The 18,480-nt window shown below is 31.9% G+C and carries 15 protein-coding genes; 6 read left to right on the top strand and 9 right to left on the bottom strand.

Features of this window, described 5'->3' with window-relative positions; genetic code table 11:
* Window positions 1-11 precede the first annotated feature (11 nt).
* Window positions 12-1,427 (bottom strand): glycosyl hydrolase family 8, encoded by a 1,416-nt coding sequence (locus FHG05_RS10590; RefSeq protein WP_232338081.1) that lies wholly within the window; start codon window positions 1,425-1,427, stop codon window positions 12-14.
* A gap of 92 nt (window positions 1,428-1,519) precedes the next feature.
* Window positions 1,520-2,470: an L-threonine 3-dehydrogenase gene (locus FHG05_RS10585; protein WP_140997997.1), complete on the bottom strand. Its 951-nt coding sequence runs from the start codon at window positions 2,468-2,470 to the stop codon at window positions 1,520-1,522.
* A 153-nt stretch (window positions 2,471-2,623) separates the two neighbouring features.
* On the opposite strand from FHG05_RS10585, the gene FHG05_RS10580 reads away from it, so the two are divergent.
* Window positions 2,624-3,247: a hypothetical protein gene (locus FHG05_RS10580; RefSeq protein WP_140997996.1), complete on the top strand. Its 624-nt coding sequence runs from the start codon at window positions 2,624-2,626 to the stop codon at window positions 3,245-3,247.
* 75 nt (window positions 3,248-3,322) lie between these two features.
* Window positions 3,323-6,634: a transcription-repair coupling factor gene (gene mfd, locus FHG05_RS10575; RefSeq protein WP_394344900.1), complete on the top strand. Its 3,312-nt coding sequence runs from the start codon at window positions 3,323-3,325 to the stop codon at window positions 6,632-6,634.
* Window positions 6,635-7,802: 1,168 nt separating this feature from the next.
* On the opposite strand, the gene FHG05_RS10570 is transcribed toward mfd, so the two are convergent.
* The 7 genes from FHG05_RS10570 to FHG05_RS10540 form a co-directional block, all read right to left on the bottom strand.
* Complete coding sequence (locus FHG05_RS10570; RefSeq protein WP_140997994.1) at window positions 7,803-9,029, bottom strand: murein hydrolase activator EnvC family protein; 1,227 nt, start codon at window positions 9,027-9,029, stop codon at window positions 7,803-7,805.
* A 47-nt stretch (window positions 9,030-9,076) separates the two neighbouring features.
* Window positions 9,077-9,841, bottom strand: coding sequence for a DUF4292 domain-containing protein (locus tag FHG05_RS10565; protein ID WP_140997993.1), 765 nt, complete (start codon window positions 9,839-9,841; stop codon window positions 9,077-9,079).
* Window positions 9,842-9,843: 2 nt separating this feature from the next.
* Complete coding sequence (locus tag FHG05_RS10560; RefSeq protein ID WP_140997992.1) at window positions 9,844-11,172, bottom strand: tetratricopeptide repeat protein; 1,329 nt, start codon at window positions 11,170-11,172, stop codon at window positions 9,844-9,846.
* A gap of 29 nt (window positions 11,173-11,201) precedes the next feature.
* Entirely contained in the window at window positions 11,202-12,212 is a 1,011-nt protein-coding gene (locus tag FHG05_RS10555) for a sugar phosphate nucleotidyltransferase (protein ID WP_140997991.1), read from the bottom strand.
* Window positions 12,209-13,147: a tetratricopeptide repeat protein gene (locus FHG05_RS10550; protein ID WP_140997990.1), complete on the bottom strand. Its 939-nt coding sequence runs from the start codon at window positions 13,145-13,147 to the stop codon at window positions 12,209-12,211. The genes FHG05_RS10555 and FHG05_RS10550 overlap by 4 nt, the downstream gene beginning before the upstream one ends.
* An 18-nt stretch (window positions 13,148-13,165) precedes the next feature.
* Window positions 13,166-13,600 (bottom strand): dUTP diphosphatase, encoded by a 435-nt coding sequence (gene dut / locus FHG05_RS10545; protein WP_140997989.1) that lies wholly within the window; start codon window positions 13,598-13,600, stop codon window positions 13,166-13,168.
* Window positions 13,601-13,702: 102 nt separating this feature from the next.
* Window positions 13,703-14,314, bottom strand: a complete 612-nt coding sequence (locus tag FHG05_RS10540) for a helix-turn-helix domain-containing protein (protein WP_140997988.1) — start codon at window positions 14,312-14,314, stop codon at window positions 13,703-13,705.
* 115 nt (window positions 14,315-14,429) lie between these two features.
* Here FHG05_RS10540 and FHG05_RS10535 point away from each other — a divergent pair, with 115 nt between their 5' ends.
* The 4 genes from FHG05_RS10535 to FHG05_RS10520 all read left to right on the top strand — a co-directional run bounded on the left by FHG05_RS10535 (window position 14,430) and on the right by FHG05_RS10520 (window position 18,389).
* Complete coding sequence (locus tag FHG05_RS10535; RefSeq protein ID WP_140997987.1) at window positions 14,430-14,828, top strand: type III secretion system chaperone family protein; 399 nt, start codon at window positions 14,430-14,432, stop codon at window positions 14,826-14,828.
* Between the two features lie 138 nt (window positions 14,829-14,966).
* Window positions 14,967-15,674: a PspA/IM30 family protein gene (locus FHG05_RS10530; protein ID WP_140997986.1), complete on the top strand. Its 708-nt coding sequence runs from the start codon at window positions 14,967-14,969 to the stop codon at window positions 15,672-15,674.
* Window positions 15,671-16,339, top strand: a complete 669-nt coding sequence (locus tag FHG05_RS10525) for a hypothetical protein (protein WP_140997985.1) — start codon at window positions 15,671-15,673, stop codon at window positions 16,337-16,339. Before FHG05_RS10530 ends, FHG05_RS10525 begins: the two co-directional genes overlap by 4 nt.
* 37 nt (window positions 16,340-16,376) lie before the next feature.
* Entirely contained in the window at window positions 16,377-18,389 is a 2,013-nt protein-coding gene (locus FHG05_RS10520; protein WP_140997984.1) for a flotillin family protein, read from the top strand.
* The last annotated feature ends 91 nt before the right edge of the window (window positions 18,390-18,480 follow it).

Here is an 18,480-nt window from a genome sequence, read left to right as displayed (position 1 = left end):
AGGATGTATTTTTAATGCAGGACCATCTTTTTAAAGATTGCTTGTCCTTGCTGTGTTATTTTCATACAATAAACGCCTTGCGCTTGCTGACTCATATCTACGAGATTGTTGCCTACTTGGATTGGTGTTTCTAAAACAATTTTTCCTTGCATATTGGTAACGGTTACTTGAGTCGCTTCTGTAGCAACTACAGTAAAAATTCCATGCGAAGGATTTGGATATATCACGACCTCATTCGCGTTCGTAGTAAAAGTAGTATTTGAAAGTGTCGCATTAGCAGGCAAATAAAAGTTACCCGTTAGCAGGAATTGGTACATGGTCTTTAAGGTTTGATTGAAATATGCATTGGGTTCATTTAAATTCTTCAAATCGGTATACGAAGCATCTAAGTGCGCTTGGTCTTCTCCAGCCATAGCAGCACAAGCAAAAGCACCTACAAAAGTTGCATTGTGATATTGTCCCGTAACCGTTCCATTTTGATTGTAACCGTCTTTGATATTAGCCGTACCACCTAAAGTTACGCGTACAAAATCGGAACATTTTTTAGCATATACTTTCCCCGAAGTATCACCATACCATAAATAATCCACCGCAATACGCCAAGGCGTTCTTGCAGCATCATAATAATAGGTATGCCCTTGTGCATGATAGCCATTACTTTGAGCAGAATAAGCTCCAGAAGCGGCACACCAGTCGGAAACCAAACCTCCAACTGCATTATTTTGAGTTAAATTCGCATTGATAACGGCATACGCATTGGTTACCACTGCATTCCAAAAAGCAGTATCATTGGTAAACGCACCAAAAGCTTTGTAATAAGCCGGTGCGAAATAAGAAGGATTGGTAAGCGAACTCCCACCAAACATGTCCCCTGGTTTCAAAACATAGGTATTGGCTTCAATTTCATGTGCTTTTATGGCTGCAATTAAAGTTTCCGCATCGCTTCGATAATTAATTGTTCCAAGACTTCCCCATTGGTAATCGGCAACAATAAGTGCCATGGCCGCATCCAATTCCGCATCGGTTGCACCATTTTGCCCTAAAGTAGACACCGAGCAACCTTGAATCTTCCAATTCATAACGCCATTCGAATTCCTATTGTCTTTGTAATACTTCCACAACCCATCAAAAGTAGCTTGATCGGCTTTATAAGCTGTTAGTAACATGCCGTAGCCTATTCCTTCCGAAACCGTTTCATTCGGATTATCAAATCGCACCCTGTAACGTCCATTGGAACAAGCCTCGATAAAGTTGGTTTTCCAAGTCGTATAACTACTGCTTGCATCCGCATCATTTTTATTGGTTGGCATTAAACCATTAGAAAAAGTGAGATTAGCAGGAAAAGGTTGGGTTTGGGCTGTAACCCAATACATAGAAAGAAGCATTGCAAACGCAAAGAAGCGCTTCCATAGTAAAGGTAGTTTCATGTTGTTTGTTTTTTTGTTTGTTTGTTTTCTGATAGCTAAACTATAAAAGTAGCCGTTTAGTATACACAACATCCAAAAAAACAATAATTTAACTAATAAACATTTTTTGTAAGCATTTCTAACATTTCCACCGTCATGTTCTCCATGTCGTAATCATTCTTCCATCCCCAATCTTCTCTAGCTCTAGTGTCATCAATACTTTCTGGCCAGCTATCCGCGATTTTCTGTCTAAAATCGGGAGCATAATCGATGGTGAAATTTGGATAATGTTTTTTGATTTCCGCTGCAATTTCTTTAGGAGTAAAGCTCATGGCAGCTAAGTTGTAAGAAGAACGAATTTTTATTTGTTCGCTTGGTGCCTGCATAATACTGATGGTTGCCTTAATAGCATCGTCCATGTACATCATTGGCAAGCCTGTATTTTCGGAAAGGAAACTGGTAAATTTTCCTTCTGTAATGGCTTTGTGGTAAATATCAACCGCATAATCGGTGGTTCCTCCACCCGGTTCTGTACTCCAACTAATTAAACCTGGATAACGAATACTTCTTACATCTACACCATATTGGTTATGATAGTATTCACACCATCTTTCCCCTGTTTGTTTTGAAATACCATACACTGTTGTAGGTTCCATAATAGTGTATTGCGGTGTGTTTTTAGCAGGAGTTGTAGGACCAAAAACGGCAATACTAGAAGGCCAAAATATCTTTTTGATTTTTCCTGCCTTTGCTAAGTTGAGCACATGAAACAACGAATTCATATTTAAGTCCCAAGCAAAGGCAGGGTTCTTCTCGGCAGTTGCAGAAAGTAATGCTGCCATTAAATACACATCGGTTATCTTGTATTTCTCAATTAAATGTTCAATTTGATTGTAATCTAAAGCATTTACTACTTCAAACAAACCATTGTTCACCACATCATTCTCTAATTTTCGAATATCTGATGCAACAACATTGTCCACCCCGTAAGTAGCTCTTAATTTTGCAGTAAGTTCTGTGCCAATTTGTCCACAAGCACCAATGATTAAAATTTTTGTATCCATGCTTTAAATGAAATTTGAGAACAAATATAAGGTTTTCGTAAGGACGACGTATTCATTTTTGAGAAATTATTTAGTTGTGAAATGTTAAGAAAATACCTAAATAAATCTAAGTTTGAACAAACATTAGTATTTTTGCTTTAATTACAAATGAAAATGAAATACCTAGTTGCATTTATAGTATCTCTAAGTTTACTTTCCTGTGATGATTTTTCAAAACAAAACGAAGAATCTTTAAAATTAGCAGAAAAAAAACAAGTTGTCTTTGAAACGATTTCAAAAAAATGGCAATTTGTTTTTCCTGAAGCTAGACCAGAAGTAAACAAAACCATTGAAGGATGGAAACATTGGGAACAGTTTAAAAGAGAACTTCAAGAAAAACCTAAAACATCGTTATTAGCGTTTCAATTGAAGATTAAAAATGTTTCCAAAAGAGCCGATAGTTTAAGTTTGAGAGTTCCAGAGACATTTAATATTCCTCAAGTAAAAAGCCGTTTGGTTACTTTAAACACTAAGATTAAATCATTAGACACCTATATACATCTTGAAGAAATTCCTGAAAAAAAAGTAGTCGCTTTAATTGGTGAAATTAATGAAGAAATAAAAGGAGTTTACACCCAATGGGACGAAGTCTTTATTAAAAAAGCAATTCCTAAGGAAGTAGGAGAAGACGACATGATTCGTGCTTTGGATACGACCCGTTTAGCCAATAAGAAATTTCAAGAAGAAATTATTGAAAACGACAAAAATAAAGCAACAGATACGATAAAAAAGAAATAATCTTTTAATTTAAAAACAAACTGATTCATCTTGAAAGCTTCTGAAATAATCCAAAAATATGAGAAACTACCTAAGATTTCTCAAATTTCTGAATCGATTACCCATTCTAATAAGATACATGTTACCGGACTTATAGGCTCTTCCTTTTCTTTTGTAATTCACGCCTTGTTTCAAAAATCAGAAGTGCCCTTTTTACTCTTATTTAATGATAAAGAAGAAGCTGCGTATTATTTAAATGACTTAGAGCATTTAATTAACGACCAAGATGTCTTATTCTATCCAGGTTCTTATAGAAGGCCTTATCAAATTGAAGAAACCGATAACGCCAACATTCTATTACGAGCTGAAGTTCTCAATCGAATTAACTCTCGCAAAAAACCAGCCCTTATTGTTTCTTATGTAGATGCTATTTTTGAAAAAGTAGTTACCCGAAGAGAACTTGAAAAAAACACTTTAAAATTAAGTGTTTCCGATAAAGTTTCTATCGATTTCATCAATGAAACCCTTTTTGAATATAATTTTAAACGCGTAGATTTTGTAACCGAACCAGGAGAGTTTTCAGTTCGCGGAGGAATTGTCGATGTCTTTTCATTCTCTAACGATCATCCGTATCGTATTGAGTTTTTTGGCAATGAAGTAGACAGCATTCGTAGTTTTGATGTAGAAACGCAATTATCTGTAGAAAAGCTAAAAAAGATTAGTATTATTCCCAATGTAGAAAACAAACTATTGCAAGAAAGCAGAGAAAGTTTTCTAGAATACATCAATGAAAAAACCGTTTTATTTATACAAAATACCGAACTGTTAGGACAACAATTGAATAAAATGTTTGACAAAGCGAGTGAAGCTTTTCATAAATTATCTAGCGATATTAAACACGCTACTCCTGAAGAATTATTCTTAAATGAAAAACAGTTTTTACATAAGGCATTGGACTTCTCTATAGTAGAACTCCATACAAAACCCATGTTTAAAACCTCGAAGACATTCGAGTTTTATATACAACCCCAACCCTCATTTAACAAGCAGTTTGATTTATTATTAAACAATCTAAGTGATAATCACGCGCATCATATTGCCAACTATTTATTTTGTGCCAATGAAAATCAGGCCAATCGTTTTCACGATATTTTTGAAGACATTGATTCTGAGCATCATGAAGCAACTCGAAAGCAATATAAAACAGTTGTTTTCCCTTTATACCAAGGATTTATTGATGAAGAGTTACAGATTGCTTGTTATACCGATCATCAAATTTTTGAACGTTACCATAAGTTCAACATCAAAAATGGTTATTCAAAAAAGCAAACCATTACACTTAAAGAATTAACCTCATTATCAGTAGGTGATTATGTAACACATATTGATCATGGAATTGGAAAATTTGGTGGCTTACAAAAAATTGATGTAGAAGGTAAAAAACAAGAAGCGATAAAATTAGTGTATGCTGATAATGATATTGTTTATGTGAGCATTCACTCCTTGCATAAAATTTCAAAATACAATGGTAAAGATGGTGCACCACCTAAAATTTACAAATTAGGAAGCAATGCTTGGAAAGCTTTAAAACAAAAAACAAAAGCAAGAGTCAAACATATTGCCTTTAATTTGATTCAGTTATATGCCAAAAGAAAATTAGAAAAAGGCTATGCTTTTGCACCGGATAGTTATTTACAAAAAGAGTTAGAAAGCTCTTTTATATATGAAGATACACCCGATCAGGTAACCGCTACCAATGATGTAAAAATGGACATGGAAAGCGACAAACCTATGGATCGTTTGGTTTGTGGTGATGTAGGTTTTGGTAAAACAGAAGTGGCCATTAGAGCCGCTTTTAAAGCAGTAGACAACAGCAAGCAAGTTGCTGTCCTTGTTCCTACTACTATTTTAGCGTACCAACATTACCGTACTTTTTCAGAACGTTTAAAAGATTTACCCGTAAAAGTAGGGTATCTTAACCGTTTCAGAACCGCCAAACAAAAGGCAGAAACCTTAAAAGAATTAGAAGAAGGTACTTTAGATATTCTTATTGGTACGCATCAATTGGTCAATAAAAATGTAAAATTTAAAGATTTAGGCTTACTCATTATAGATGAAGAACAAAAATTTGGTGTAAACGTAAAAGACAAATTAAAGACTATTTCAGAAACAGTAGATACGTTAACCTTAACAGCAACGCCTATACCAAGAACTTTGCAGTTTTCTTTGATGGCTGCTCGTGATTTATCAGTTATTACCACGCCGCCACCCAATCGATATCCAATTGAAACACAGGTTATTTCTTTTAACGAAGAAGTAATTCGCGATGGGATTTCTTATGAAATTGAGCGAGGCGGACAAGTGTTTTTCATCAATAATCGGATAGAAAACATCAAAGAAGTGGCTGGAATGATTCAACGTTTGGTTCCAGGAGCCAAAGTAGGTATTGGTCATGGTCAAATGGATGGTAAAAAACTGGAAGAGTTAATGCTTTCCTTTATGGAAGGTGAATTTGATGTTTTAGTTGCTACCACTATTATTGAAAGCGGTTTAGATGTTCCCAATGCGAATACTATTTTCATTAATAATGCCAATAATTTTGGTTTATCGGACTTACACCAAATGAGAGGTCGTGTAGGAAGAAGTAATAAAAAAGCGTTTTGTTATTTCATTACACCACCTTATACTGCCATGACAGATGATGCTAGAAAACGAATCCAAGCTTTAGAACAGTTCAGTGAGTTAGGAAGCGGTTTTAATATTGCCATGAAAGATTTGGAAATTAGAGGTGCTGGTGATTTATTAGGCGGTGAGCAAAGTGGTTTTATCAATGAAATTGGATTTGACACCTATCAGAAAATCATGAACGAAGCCATAGAAGAGTTAAAGGAGAATGAATTTGCGGAGTTATATCCAGAAGATAATGATGTAGAAACGAAAGAATATGTAAAAGACATTCAAATTGATACTGATTTTGAGATTCTTTTTCCAGATGAGTATATCAACAACATTACAGAACGTTTGAATTTGTATAATGAATTAAACCTCATAAAAGACGAGGCAAATTTAGTTTTGTTCGAACAAAAGTTAATAGATCGTTTTGGTCCTTTACCGAAACCGGCTGTAGCTTTATTAAACAGTGTGCGTTTAAAATGGAAAGCTACTGCTATGGGAATTGAAAAAGTAGTGATAAAACAAGGAAAGATGATTGGTTATTTTATTGGTGACCAACAAAGTAATTTTTATCAAAGTAATCGTTTTATGAAAGTACTACAATATGTACAACAAAATGGAAATATTTGCAAAATGAAAGAGAAACAAACCAAAAGTGGTTTACGATTATTATTGACTTTTGAAAATGTAAAAACCATTACACGTGCGTTAGAACTACTGAATGGAATCTCTTAGTGTGTATCGTTGCTTTCTATATGAATAGCCACTTTATAAAATGCAAAAAGCCGAAGTCTATGAGCTCCGGCTTTTCAAACTTTTTCTCGAGTAGAAAAAATTACTGCTATTAACCATTACAAATATACAACTATGATTTGTTAATATGGTTACAACTTTTTTGCCGAATTTGTTAAAATTTACATTTTTAGCATAAAAAAGGTCGGAATGAGATAGAACCGACCTTTTAATTTTACCCTTTTTCCTTAATTTGGAAATTTACTGCTATTAACTAACACCAAATATACGTTTGAATCTTGTTAAGTAGGATACAATAATTTTGCCTTTCTTGTTAAAGTTTATGCTTCATTCTTGCGCATAAAAAAAGGCCGAAAAAATGAGAAATTCGGCCTTTAAAATTTTTACCCTTTCCTTAATTTGGAAAAATTTACTGCTATTAACTATTTCAAATATACGCTTGAATTTTGTTAACTTGGATATAAGATTTCTGCCTTTCTTGTTAAAATTTACAAATAAGCAAATACAAACTTTTAAACATAAAAAAACCCGAAGTGAACCTTCGGGTTTAAACTTTTCTCGAGTAGAAAAAATTACTGCTATTAACCATTACAAACATACGACTACAATTTGTTAACTTGGATATAGTATTTTTGCCGTTTTTGTTAAAATTTCAAAGCCTTAAAATAAATAACTTTTAAACATAAAAAAACCCGAAGTAAACCTTCGGGTTTAAACTTTTTCTCGAGTAGAAAAAATTACTGCTATTAACCATTACAAACATACAACCACAATTTGTTAACTTGGATATAGTATTTTTGCCGTTTTTGTTAAAATTTCAAAGCCTTAAAACAAATAACGTTTAAACATAAAAAAACCCGAAGTGAACCTTCGGGTTTAAACTTTTTCTCGAGTAGAAAAAATTACTGCTATTAACCATTACAAACATACAACCACAATTTGTTAACTTGGATACATTTTTTTTGCCATTTTTGTTAAAGTTTCAAAATCATCAAACACTTAACTTATAAGCATAAAAAAACCCGAAGTGAACCTTCGGGTTTAAACTTTTTCTCGAGTAGAAAAAATTACTGCTATTAACCATTACAAACATACGGCTACAATTTGTTAACTTGGATACATTTTTTTTGCCGTTTTTGTTAAAGTTTTATTATTTATTAGACAACCACTGTTCTGGATTTAACGTATTTGCATTTTGGTATACCATAAATTTCAAAATGGCTTTTCCTGAGGAATCAGTAATAATTTTGCCTAGATTTTGTTTTACTGAAATTTTATCACCTACAGATACACTTACCGTTTCAAGATTGAGATAAACCGTGATAAAGTCACCATGTCTAACGAATACTGCTTTTTTATCTCCATTGATTTTTTGCACCTGTAACACTTCTCCATCAAAAACTGCTCTTGCAGAAGTACCTGGTAAAGCTGCAATTTCAATTCCACTATTTAAATGGGTTACATTTTTATGAATTGGATCTTGATAATTACCATATTTTAGCTGTACATATCCTTTATCTACAGGCCAAGGTAATTTTCCTTTATTAGATTTAAAATTATCAGAAACGATTTTTCCTTCTGGAGTTAAATCAAATTTAGAAGATGACCCCGAAGATTTTACACCCGTTTTCTTTTCATTTTTCTTATTGGCAGCAGCAATGGCATCTGCAATTAACTTTTTAATTTTTCGGTCAATTTCTTTTCGCTCTCTTTCTTTCTTATCAATTTCTGCGGTGTACTTCTTTTTATTCTTTTGAAGTTCTTTTGCTAATTTTTCTTGTTCTTGTTTCTGTGTTTCGAGCTCTTTTTTCTCAGCTAAATTTTCCGCTAATGCTTTTTGTTTTTCTTTTTTACTTGCTTCTTGTTTCTTTTTCGTCTCAATTAACTTTTCTTGCTTTTCAACTATTTCTTCTCCTTGCATTTTTCTAAAACTAGCATATTGTTTCATATATTGAATGCGTTTATAGGCTTGTAAAAAATTTTGAGAAGACAAAACAAACATGATTCTGCTTTGATCATTTCTGCTTTTATAGGATTTTACAATCATTTTAGCATAATCTTCTTTCAGAATCTTGAGTTCGCGATTCAGTTTGTTAATTTCCAATTGCTTCAAATAAATATCATCATCAAGCAATCGCATTTGTCTTGAAGTAGTGCTAATTAATTGTTCGCTTAGACGAATTCTAGCGCGTTGTTCCGCAATTTGATTCAGAACCGATTTCTCTTTCGTGTTTTCTACTTTTAATAAAGCTTTAAAAGCAGCTATTTCTTTATTAATTTCTTCCTTTCGTTGTTCTAACTTCTCTTGTTCCGACAATTGCGCAAAAGCTCCTAAAGAGAGAAAGAAAAAAAATAAGACTTGACGTAAACGGTTCATTATATTTGTTTTTACAAAGATACTTGGTTTTTAATTTAAAAAGACGTTTAATTAACATCCACTCTTTCGTACCCATCAGGTATCTCAAAAGAGAAATTCAGTTCTTCATTAAAACTGATGCTTTTATAGAATAAAGAGATGTTAATTTCTTCCTTATGAATAGCTTTAATTTGAATTTCATTGGGTAGAAAAATAGATTTTTGTTCTTGGTGTGTAGGATATTGAACTTCTACTTTTCTATCTTCTTTGGGCTGGCTTATAAGCTCTTTCTTCAATAAAAAATGTGCGGACTCAAAATAAAACTCTTTTTGAGTTTCATTTACTCCTTTTTCAACTAATTTGTATAAATTATCTTCAATTGAATTGTCATATTTTCCGGCATTCAAATTGTCAACCGCATTTCCTAGTAATAAGTTTTGCACTTTGGTAAAATCCAAATCGGTACCTAACCAATTACTTAAAACACTAAAATCACCTTCAAAATAAGTGTTGTTGATTTTTTCATAATAACTTACTTTTTCGGGCGTGATTAAAACTTTTGCAAGAGGAAATCCAAGCATCTTAACATTGATCCAAATCATTTTGTCTTTTTGGATACGAATATCTGCATTTACGGAATGGGATTGTCCTTCATCCTTATATTTTGCATTGGCACGTATAGCAACTGTTTCAAAATCTTGCTTATTTTTATAATGTCCTTGAATAATTTTTGAAGTCGTAATTTCTTTTACAGCTATTCCGTTTGTAATCCCTTTTTTACTCTTACAAGAGATCAATACTACGATTAGTACTAATGGAAAAATTTTTCTCATTATTATTTTCTTTTTTCTAATTCTTTAGCTTTTTCTAAGTAGCTGCTTTCTTTTTTTGGATCCCCTAAGTTTTTATAAACAACTGCTAGAAGTTTGTAAAACTCCTTTTCTAGAGCAACATCTTCTACTAAAAACTCTAATCCGTCTTCCAAATATCCTTTCCCTTTTTTGAAATTCCCTACCTTATTATTAGCATAACCCGCATAATAATATAAGATAGCTTGAGAAGGGAATAAATCGATATAATCTTCTGTAAGTCTAACTATGGCTTCAAAATTTTGAGTTTTATCATAACATTGGATAAGCAATAAAACCGTATTAAAGTTTTCTGGCTCTTTTTTTAATCCTTTTTCTAAATAAACACTCGCTTTATCAAAGAGTTGTTTGTTGAAATAGAATTTACCTATTTCTAATGGTGAATTCACATTGGTATCGGAAGAAACATAATCAACAGCTTGCAAGAGCTCAGGCTCGTAGGTATTGGTTTTAACCACAAACAATAGAAATTCGTTCAACATACGCTGTTTTATTTTCATATCTACCTTATTATTCTTTAAAACCGTCAATAAGGTTTGTGATGCTTCGGCACCATTATTTTCCAAAAGATAGAATTTGAATAAGCTTATTTTTGCCCATTCTGAATTGGGTATAGCTTCAGCCAATTTTTTCGCCACTTCAAAAGCTTTCTCTTCTTGATTACTTTCCGAGTATAGAAGTATTAAATCGATATAATTTTGTTCTTCTTTGGGATTCTCTTTTATGGCTTTTTCTAGTTCATTTTTTTCTGGTTTAGCGAAAGCATTTGATTCTTGAATTTTAAGCTTATAGAATTCCATAGTTTTACTTAAAACCATCTCTTTTTCCATTTGCTTTAACAAATCCAATGCTTTATCTCTTTGATTGGTATACATATACAAAGAAATTAAATCTTCTTTAAGATTGGGATCAAACTCAATTAGTTTTTGAACAACAGGAATTGCTTTTTTATAGTCTTTCGTTTGATAGTATACATCATATAAACCATTCCAATACCATCTTTCTTTAGGATTTAAATCCACTGCTTTTTGGAACGCTTGTTCGGCTTGAGGATATTGTTTTAAGTCTAGATAATTTTTTCCTAATTCATGAAAAAAAACGGGATTAGCATTATCTATTTGAATACATTTTTCAATAGCGACAATAGCTTTATCATAATTTTCAATGGCGCGTTGTTTTACACTTTCATAAAAATTATTTTCAGTTTTGTCTTCCGCTAGAGCAATGTCTTCAGGATTTTCTTGAGCAAATAATAAGACTTGGCTGCAAAAAAACAACCAGATTGTATACCTCATTCTTATTTTTAATTTACTCATTGTTTACTTTATTCTAAAACGGAATAATCTCCTATACTGATACTTTTAAAATTACCGTCAAAACTTGCATAATTCCCAATCATAGCATTGTCTAGCTTCGCGTTTTGAACTTGTGAATGCGTTTGAATAAGACTGTTTGAAATTTCAGCATTTGTAATTTTACACCCTTTACCAATAGATACATTCGGACCAATAGTTGCATTTTTTAATACAACATCCTCACCGATATAACAAGGAGGAATAATTGTTGCGTTTTCTAATGTTACATTTTGGGAAACCAAATTTTCGCCATCTTGGTGTAAAAAACGCAACATTCTGCCATTGGTTTCAACCGTTACCTCTTTATTGCCGCAATCCATCCATTCATTCACTTTTCCTGGTACAAATTTCATGCCTTTTTGCATCATTTGTTTAATTCCATCGTTAATTTGATATTCTCCACCATGAATAATGTTATTATCAAGCACCGATTGGAGTTCGTTTTTCAGAATACCGATATCTTTAAAGTAATAGATTCCGATAACCGCTAAATCAGAAACAAATTCTTTCGGTTTTTCAACTAGCTCGATGATTTCTCCTTTTTCATTTAAGTTTACCACACCAAAAGCCTCTGGTTTTTCTACTTGTTTTACCCAAATGACACTATCCGCTGTAGTGTCTAAATCAAAGTCGGCTCTGATTAAGGTATCGGCATATGCGATAACGGCTGGTCCACTTAGCGAATCTTTGGCACACATAATCGCATGACCCGTTCCTAAGGCTTCATTTTGATAATATATGGTTCCTTTTGCTCCTAATTTGTGTGCAATTTCGATTAATTCCTTTTCAACTTGAGAACCAAAACTTTTATGAATAATAAAAGCTACTTCCTCAATTGCTTGATTTAAAACTCCAGCAATATCCTCTACTAATCGATGTACAATAGGTTTTCCTGCAATTGGAATTAAAGGTTTAGGAACCGTTAATGTATGTGGTCGAAGACGTGAACCACGACCTGCCATTGGTACTATTATTTTCATTCTTTTATTTTTTCAATACCGTGCTTCTCAGCAAAGTCGTTAAATATTTGTATCTTATTTTCTTTCTTTAGATTTACTACAATTTCTCTTATAACATTTAAAGCATCTTCTTTATATGGAGAAGATGAATTATCATAAAGCACAAAAGCTTTTAAAGCATTTTCTAAAGCGTCTGCATATTCACCTGCAAAGTTCTGTAATCTTGAAATGCCATAATAGCCTTCTGGATCTTTTGGATGAACTTCAATGAAACGTTCATATGTTTTTATTGCATTTTTAGTATCACCTAATAAGTTGTATGCGACAGCCATATTCATTAAAGGAACTTTGCCTTTTGGGTCTAGTTCAAGTGACTTTTTATAACATTTTATGGCTTCTTTATATCTTTCAAGTTTTCTGTAACAAATTCCCAAATTGTCCCATGCAAACGCAAATTTATCATCTTTTTTTATGGCTTTGTTATACTCAACTAATGCTAAATCATATTGTTGCTTATTGAAATATTTTTCACCTTCCTTGTAATATTCCATTGCTTTTTTATTGTCGGAATATGAATTTTTATGCTGTTCATTATTAACATTTAAAACTAATTTTAAATACTCACATTCTTTCATCAAAGCGCTTTGAATCTCTTGATAATCTTTGTCTATTTCAATTTTGAAACTAGATTTTTGATTTATAACAGTATCCTTTGCTGTTAAAGAGAGTGTATCTAACGATTTTTTTAATTCTTGAACTAATTCATTTGCTTGATCTTTAACTATGCTACTGACAATACATGATTTTATAGAATCATTTTTAACCTCTTCCGATAAATCAATATTTATTTTTCTGATGCAATTACAAGATTCATCTAATATTTCTTGTTTTATTACTTTGTCTTGTGAAAAAATAGCATTTGATAGTAGCAATAAGAATATTAAATTTATTTTCATCTGTATTTTGTTATAATTTTATTTTATGCCAGTACTTCCAAAACCTCCTTCGCCTCTAGAAGTTTCAGATAAGGTTTCAACCGTTATCCATTCAGCTCTTTCATGTTTAGCAATCACTAACTGAGCAATTCTTTCTCCATTTTCTATGATAAACGCTTCATTTGAAAGATTTACGAGTATAACCCCTATTTCACCTCTATAATCAGCATCTACTGTTCCAGGAGAATTTAAAACTGTAATTCCTTTTTTAGCAGCTAAACCACTTCTAGGACGCACTTGTGCTTCGTAACCTATGGGCAATTCAATGAACAAACCCGTTTTAACAATAACTCTTTCTAAAGGTTTTAAGACTATTGATTCTGATAAATTAGCTCTTAAGTCCATTCCAGCAGATGCGATAGTTTCGTAAGAAGGCAAATCGTGTTGAGAGCGGTTAATAATTTTAATATTCATTTTGGTACTTTAAGAATAAGTTTTCAAAGTTAAAAAAATCTACAGATATAAGTCTCTTTTTTGATTTTTGTTAACGTACTTAAAAAAATAGAATGTAGCGTTTTAATTACCAAACACTTTTTTTTCTAATAATTCAATTCGACTTACTAATGATTTTTGTTCTGTCAAAAAAGTACTTCCCAAAACACCTATTATTGCATAGTTTTTCTCAGCAGGGATAAATACAGTTGAAAATACAGCTTTTCCTTTAGGAAATAGTAAAAAGCCATTATGCGATTCATCGGGTTGAATCGCTTCTTTTAAAAATAAAACAGTGCCTTTTAAATAATTGCTTTTAGAGGCTACATCTTCATTTACAAAGAATACAAAATCAAAATTTGCAAATATTTTTTGCAACTCTATATTTTTTACATCTCCTTTTTCGGTAAGTTCTTGAATTTCAACTTCTGAATCATTCTCAAAAGGGGGTATACTATCTTCAATTAAGGTAAAATTGGCCAACTGGTTAACGGTTAAAGGTTTTGAAATAATATCATCTGTAGATATTCCAAAATAATTAGCAATTCTTAGCAAGGTTTCTATTTTGGGTTCCGCTCTTCCTTCTTCATAAGAACTAATCACCCCTCTATTCAAATCAATAAGCTCAGCAAAGGCTTGTTGGCTCAGCCCTTTTATCTGTCTTATTTTTTTTAAATTGGTTCCAAAATATGTCATTTCGCTATTCTTTTTTGCAAATATACAAACAATTATAGATTTTTTTGCTAAAAATATTTGCAAAATGATTTTTTTTGTCTAAATTTGTTTAACTAATCAACCTAATTCTTTTTATATGAAACAATCGAAACTATTTTCAAAAATTAAAAGTTGGTTACTAGAATTAGAATACAACATTAGCTTTGAAAGCGACGAACATCAAACATTTATTATCGAAAAAGAAAGCGAAGGAATAAAAAATATGATGATTGTAATTGCACCACAGATTTTAATCATTGAACAATTTTTATTCCGTTGCAAAAACAATCAACAAAACGCTTACAAACAATTATTAATTAAAAATAGAGATATTGTACATGGTGCTTTTGTAATAGATGAAACTGGAGAAAAAGTAATTTTTAGAGACACTCTTCAAGCCGAGAATTTAGATCAGAATGAATTGATTGCCACTCTGAATTCATTGAGTCTATTAATAAGTGAATATTCTACTGAAATGATTGCTTTTAGCAAATAATAAAATAACAAACAAATAAAGAACAGATGGTATGTTTACTTATTAAAATAGCCTGCTTTTTAACAAAAATAATCTATTTACTATTTAGATAATTCCAAAAAAAAACCGTAGTATTAACATTATAATTAAGATTCTATCATGAACATAATTAAAAGACTTTTTAGAATAGGTAAAGCGGAAGCACATTCGGCTATAGATAGCCTTGAAAACCCTATAAAAATGACGGAACAAGGTATTCGTGAAATGAAAGAACAATTAGATCAAAGTATACATGCCTTAGCACAAGTAAAGGCACTTTCTATTCGTAGAAAAAATGAAAAAGAAGCTTTAATAAATCAATCTGAAGATTATCAAAATAAAGCCATGCTTTTGGTTCAAAAAGGAATTAAAGAGGAAATGCCAATTGAAGAAGCCGATCGCTTAGCTAAAGAAGCCTTAAAAAAGAAAGAACAATCTTTACAAGATGCACAAATAGCAGACAATGAACGTCAAAAACTGGAAAGCGATGTGGATAAAATGCAAGTTAACATCAACTCATTAAAATCTACTATTTCAAAATGGGAAGGCGAATTAAAAACACTCAAAGCACGCGTTCAAGTGAGTCAAGCTACTCAAGATATAAATAAAAAAATGACGCAAATTGATTCTGATAGTACAATTTCAATGTTAGAAAAAATGAAAGATAAAGTAATTCAACAAGAGGCATTAGCAGATGCCTATGGTCATATTGCAAATGCATCCAAAAGTATTGATCAAGAAATTAACGATGCGGTCAATACTTCTGAGTCAAGAGCTGAAAACGAATTATTAAAACTAAAAGAACAATTCAATAATAATAGCCAATGAGTTTTGAAGAGTTAATAAAAGTTTCATTTAATCCAGCTAACAGCATACTTTCAATATTATTAATATTAAGTGTGCTGTATTGGGTTTTTACTATAATCTCAGGTGTAGGAGATTTTGATGTTGATTTTGATACTGATTTTAATGCAGATATTGATGTAGATGCAGACATTGATACACCAGATGGCATGGTAGAAGTTCCTCATGATCCTTCTTCATTTATTCAGTTTCTAAAATTTTTAAATTTAGATATTATTCCTATCACTTTTTTTTTAACTCTTGTATTACTTTTTACTTGGCTTATTAATGTAAACATAAGTTACTTAATCCCTTTACCCTATTGGATGTATTTTATAACTATTTTACCCGCCTTTATAGTCAGTTTGTTCCTAACAAAATATATAAGCTTACCTTTAAAACCGATATTTAAAGAAATCAACCACAAAGGAGAAGAAGCTTATGATTATTTAGGCAGAATAGGAAGACTAAAATCGACTATTGATAAGGATAGAATAGGAATGATTGAAATAATTATTAATAAAGATCCAATCAAATTATTGGTAAAAAGCAAAGATGGCTCTCTTTTAAAAGAAGGAGAAAATGTTTGCATTGTAGACGAAAATCCTGATAAAAAATTTTATTGGGTTGAAAAATCATATGAAATATAAACCTTACTACTTTAAAAAATAAATTAAAATTTACTTTATGACTACATTTTACATTACAATTGCAGTAATTCTTATTGCTTTTTTGGGGTTAATTTTTTGGATTTTATCCATGTACAAAAAGACAGTTCAAGGAGTTGTCCTTTTGAGAACAGGTTATGGTGGTGCTAAAGTATTCTTTAATGCTGGTATTGTAATTCCTGTTATTCACCGTTTAGAATATATGGATATTTCAGTAAAAAAACTAGAAATATCCAGAGAAGGAAAAGATGGGTTGATTTGTAAAGACAATATGCGTGCTGATATACAAGTTGCTTTTTTCGTAAGAGTAAACAAGTCGGTAGACGACATTATAAATGTTGGACAAACTATTGGTTGCCAAAGAGCATCAGACATTGGAACCTTAAGAGAGTTATTTGAAGCCAAATTCTCTGAAGCCTTAAAAACAGTCGGTAAAAAATTTGATTTCATCGAATTATATGAAGCCAGAAGCGAGTTTCGTCAAGAGATATTAAACATTATTGGAACCGATTTAAATGGTTATGTTTTAGATGATTGTGCTATTGATTATTTAGAACAAACATCATTACAGCATTTAAACAAAGACAACATTCTAGATTCTGAAGGAATTAAAAAAATTACCGAATTAACAGCTTCTCAAAACATTAAAGCAAATTTAGTTCGAAGAGAAGAAGAAAAAACGATTAAAAAGCAAGATGTTGAAGCTAGAGAAACTATTTTGGAACTTGAAAAACAATTAGCAGAAAAAGAGGAGCAACAACGAAGAGAAATTGCAAATATTCAAGCTAGAGAAAATGCTGAAATTTTAAAAGTAGCAGAAGAAGAACGTTTAAAGTCTGAATCTGTTCGTATTGCTACTGAAGAAAAATTACAAGTTGCTGAAGAGAATAAATTAAGACAAGTTGTTATCGCTGCTAAAAATAAAGAAAGAGCAGAATTAGTGGAAACTGAAAGAGTTCAAAAAGACCGCTTATTAGAAGCGACAGAAAGAGAGCGCGTGGTTGCATTAGCTGATATTGAAAAAGATAAAGCTGTGGAAGTAGAAAAGAAAAACATTCAGGATGTTATTCGAGAAAGATTGGTAAAAGAAAAAACAGTGGTTGAAGAACAACAAAACATTTACGATGTAGAAGCGTTAAAAGGTGCTGAAAGAGAAAAACAAGTCCAATTAATTATTGCCGCAAGAGAAGCAGAAGAAAACTTAATCGCTCAAACGCGCGCTGCAGAAGCTCGTAAATTAGCTGCTGAAAAAGATGCTCAAAAATATGTTATTGAAGCACAAGCAAAAAGAGATGCTGCTGAAAAAGAAGCAGATGCACGTAAAATAATAGCTGAAGCAAAAGCAAAAGAAGAAGCTACTGTAGGTTTGTCTGAAGCGCAAGTAATGCATGCTAAAGCAGACGCAATGGAAAAACAAGGGTTTATAGAAGCTAATATTATTGAGAAAAAAGCAACTGCAAACAAACAAGAAGGTCTTGCACAAGCAGAGGTAATCAAAGAAAAAGCGTATGCTGAAGCAGCAGGTATTACTGAAAAAGCTGAAGCTATGAAGAAATTAAACGATGCTGGTAAAGAACATGAAGAATTCAGACTTACTCTTGCCAAAGAAAAAGAAGTAGAATTAGCACAAATTTCAATTCAAAAAGATATTGCACAAGCACAAGCACAAGTATTAGCGGAAGCATTTAAAACAGCAAATATTGATATTGTAGGTGGTGACAATTCATTCTTTGACAATGTAGTCAGACAAATTTCAGCAGGAAAAGGAATTGATAAATTCATTCAACATAGTGAAAATGCACAACTGGTAAAAGAAGCTTTACTGAATAATGACGATAATGAAAACATTATTGGCAAAGTGATGAATATGGTTGAAAAATATAAAATTTCATCTGAAGACATCAAAAATTTAAGTGTCGCTTCTTTAATTTTCCAATTGAAAAAAGTAGCCAATGAAAATGAACAAGGAATCTTAGCACAAGCAATGAACATGGCTAAACATTTAGGTATAGACAATAAACCGATAAAATAATAGCCCTTTTTAAAGAACCTATAATAAGAAACAAATTCAAATAGTAGCATTGCTTCTTATTGTAGTGTTCTTTATTATGCTGATTTCAATA

Origin of the sequence: Flavobacterium profundi, from assembly GCF_006491645.1 — a bacterium.
GTDB lineage: Bacteria > Bacteroidota > Bacteroidia > Flavobacteriales > Flavobacteriaceae > Flavobacterium > Flavobacterium profundi.
The sequence above is the reverse complement of the archived record's forward strand: the minus strand, read 5'-3'. Positions and strand labels throughout refer to the sequence as shown.

What these genes read in the sequence shown, in the direction of transcription:
- FHG05_RS10590 (WP_232338081.1), bottom strand. Translation starts at nt 1,427, where the DNA reads ATGAAACTACCTTTACTATGGAAGCGCTTCTTTGCGTTTGCAATGCTT.
- FHG05_RS10585 (WP_140997997.1), bottom strand. Translation starts at nt 2,470, where the DNA reads ATGGATACAAAAATTTTAATCATTGGTGCTTGTGGACAAATTGGCACA.
- FHG05_RS10580 (WP_140997996.1), top strand. Translation starts at nt 2,624, where the DNA reads ATGAAATACCTAGTTGCATTTATAGTATCTCTAAGTTTACTTTCCTGT.
- FHG05_RS10570 (WP_140997994.1), bottom strand. Translation starts at nt 9,029, where the DNA reads ATGAACCGTTTACGTCAAGTCTTATTTTTTTTCTTTCTCTCTTTAGGA.
- FHG05_RS10565 (WP_140997993.1), bottom strand. Translation starts at nt 9,841, where the DNA reads ATGAGAAAAATTTTTCCATTAGTACTAATCGTAGTATTGATCTCTTGT.
- FHG05_RS10560 (WP_140997992.1), bottom strand. Translation starts at nt 11,172, where the DNA reads ATGAGGTATACAATCTGGTTGTTTTTTTGCAGCCAAGTCTTATTATTT.
- FHG05_RS10555 (WP_140997991.1), bottom strand. Translation starts at nt 12,212, where the DNA reads ATGAAAATAATAGTACCAATGGCAGGTCGTGGTTCACGTCTTCGACCA.
- FHG05_RS10550 (WP_140997990.1), bottom strand. Translation starts at nt 13,147, where the DNA reads ATGAAAATAAATTTAATATTCTTATTGCTACTATCAAATGCTATTTTT.
- dut (WP_140997989.1), bottom strand. Translation starts at nt 13,600, where the DNA reads ATGAATATTAAAATTATTAACCGCTCTCAACACGATTTGCCTTCTTAC.
- FHG05_RS10540 (WP_140997988.1), bottom strand. Translation starts at nt 14,314, where the DNA reads ATGACATATTTTGGAACCAATTTAAAAAAAATAAGACAGATAAAAGGG.
- FHG05_RS10535 (WP_140997987.1), top strand. Translation starts at nt 14,430, where the DNA reads ATGAAACAATCGAAACTATTTTCAAAAATTAAAAGTTGGTTACTAGAA.
- FHG05_RS10530 (WP_140997986.1), top strand. Translation starts at nt 14,967, where the DNA reads ATGAACATAATTAAAAGACTTTTTAGAATAGGTAAAGCGGAAGCACAT.
- FHG05_RS10525 (WP_140997985.1), top strand. Translation starts at nt 15,671, where the DNA reads ATGAGTTTTGAAGAGTTAATAAAAGTTTCATTTAATCCAGCTAACAGC.
- FHG05_RS10520 (WP_140997984.1), top strand. Translation starts at nt 16,377, where the DNA reads ATGACTACATTTTACATTACAATTGCAGTAATTCTTATTGCTTTTTTG.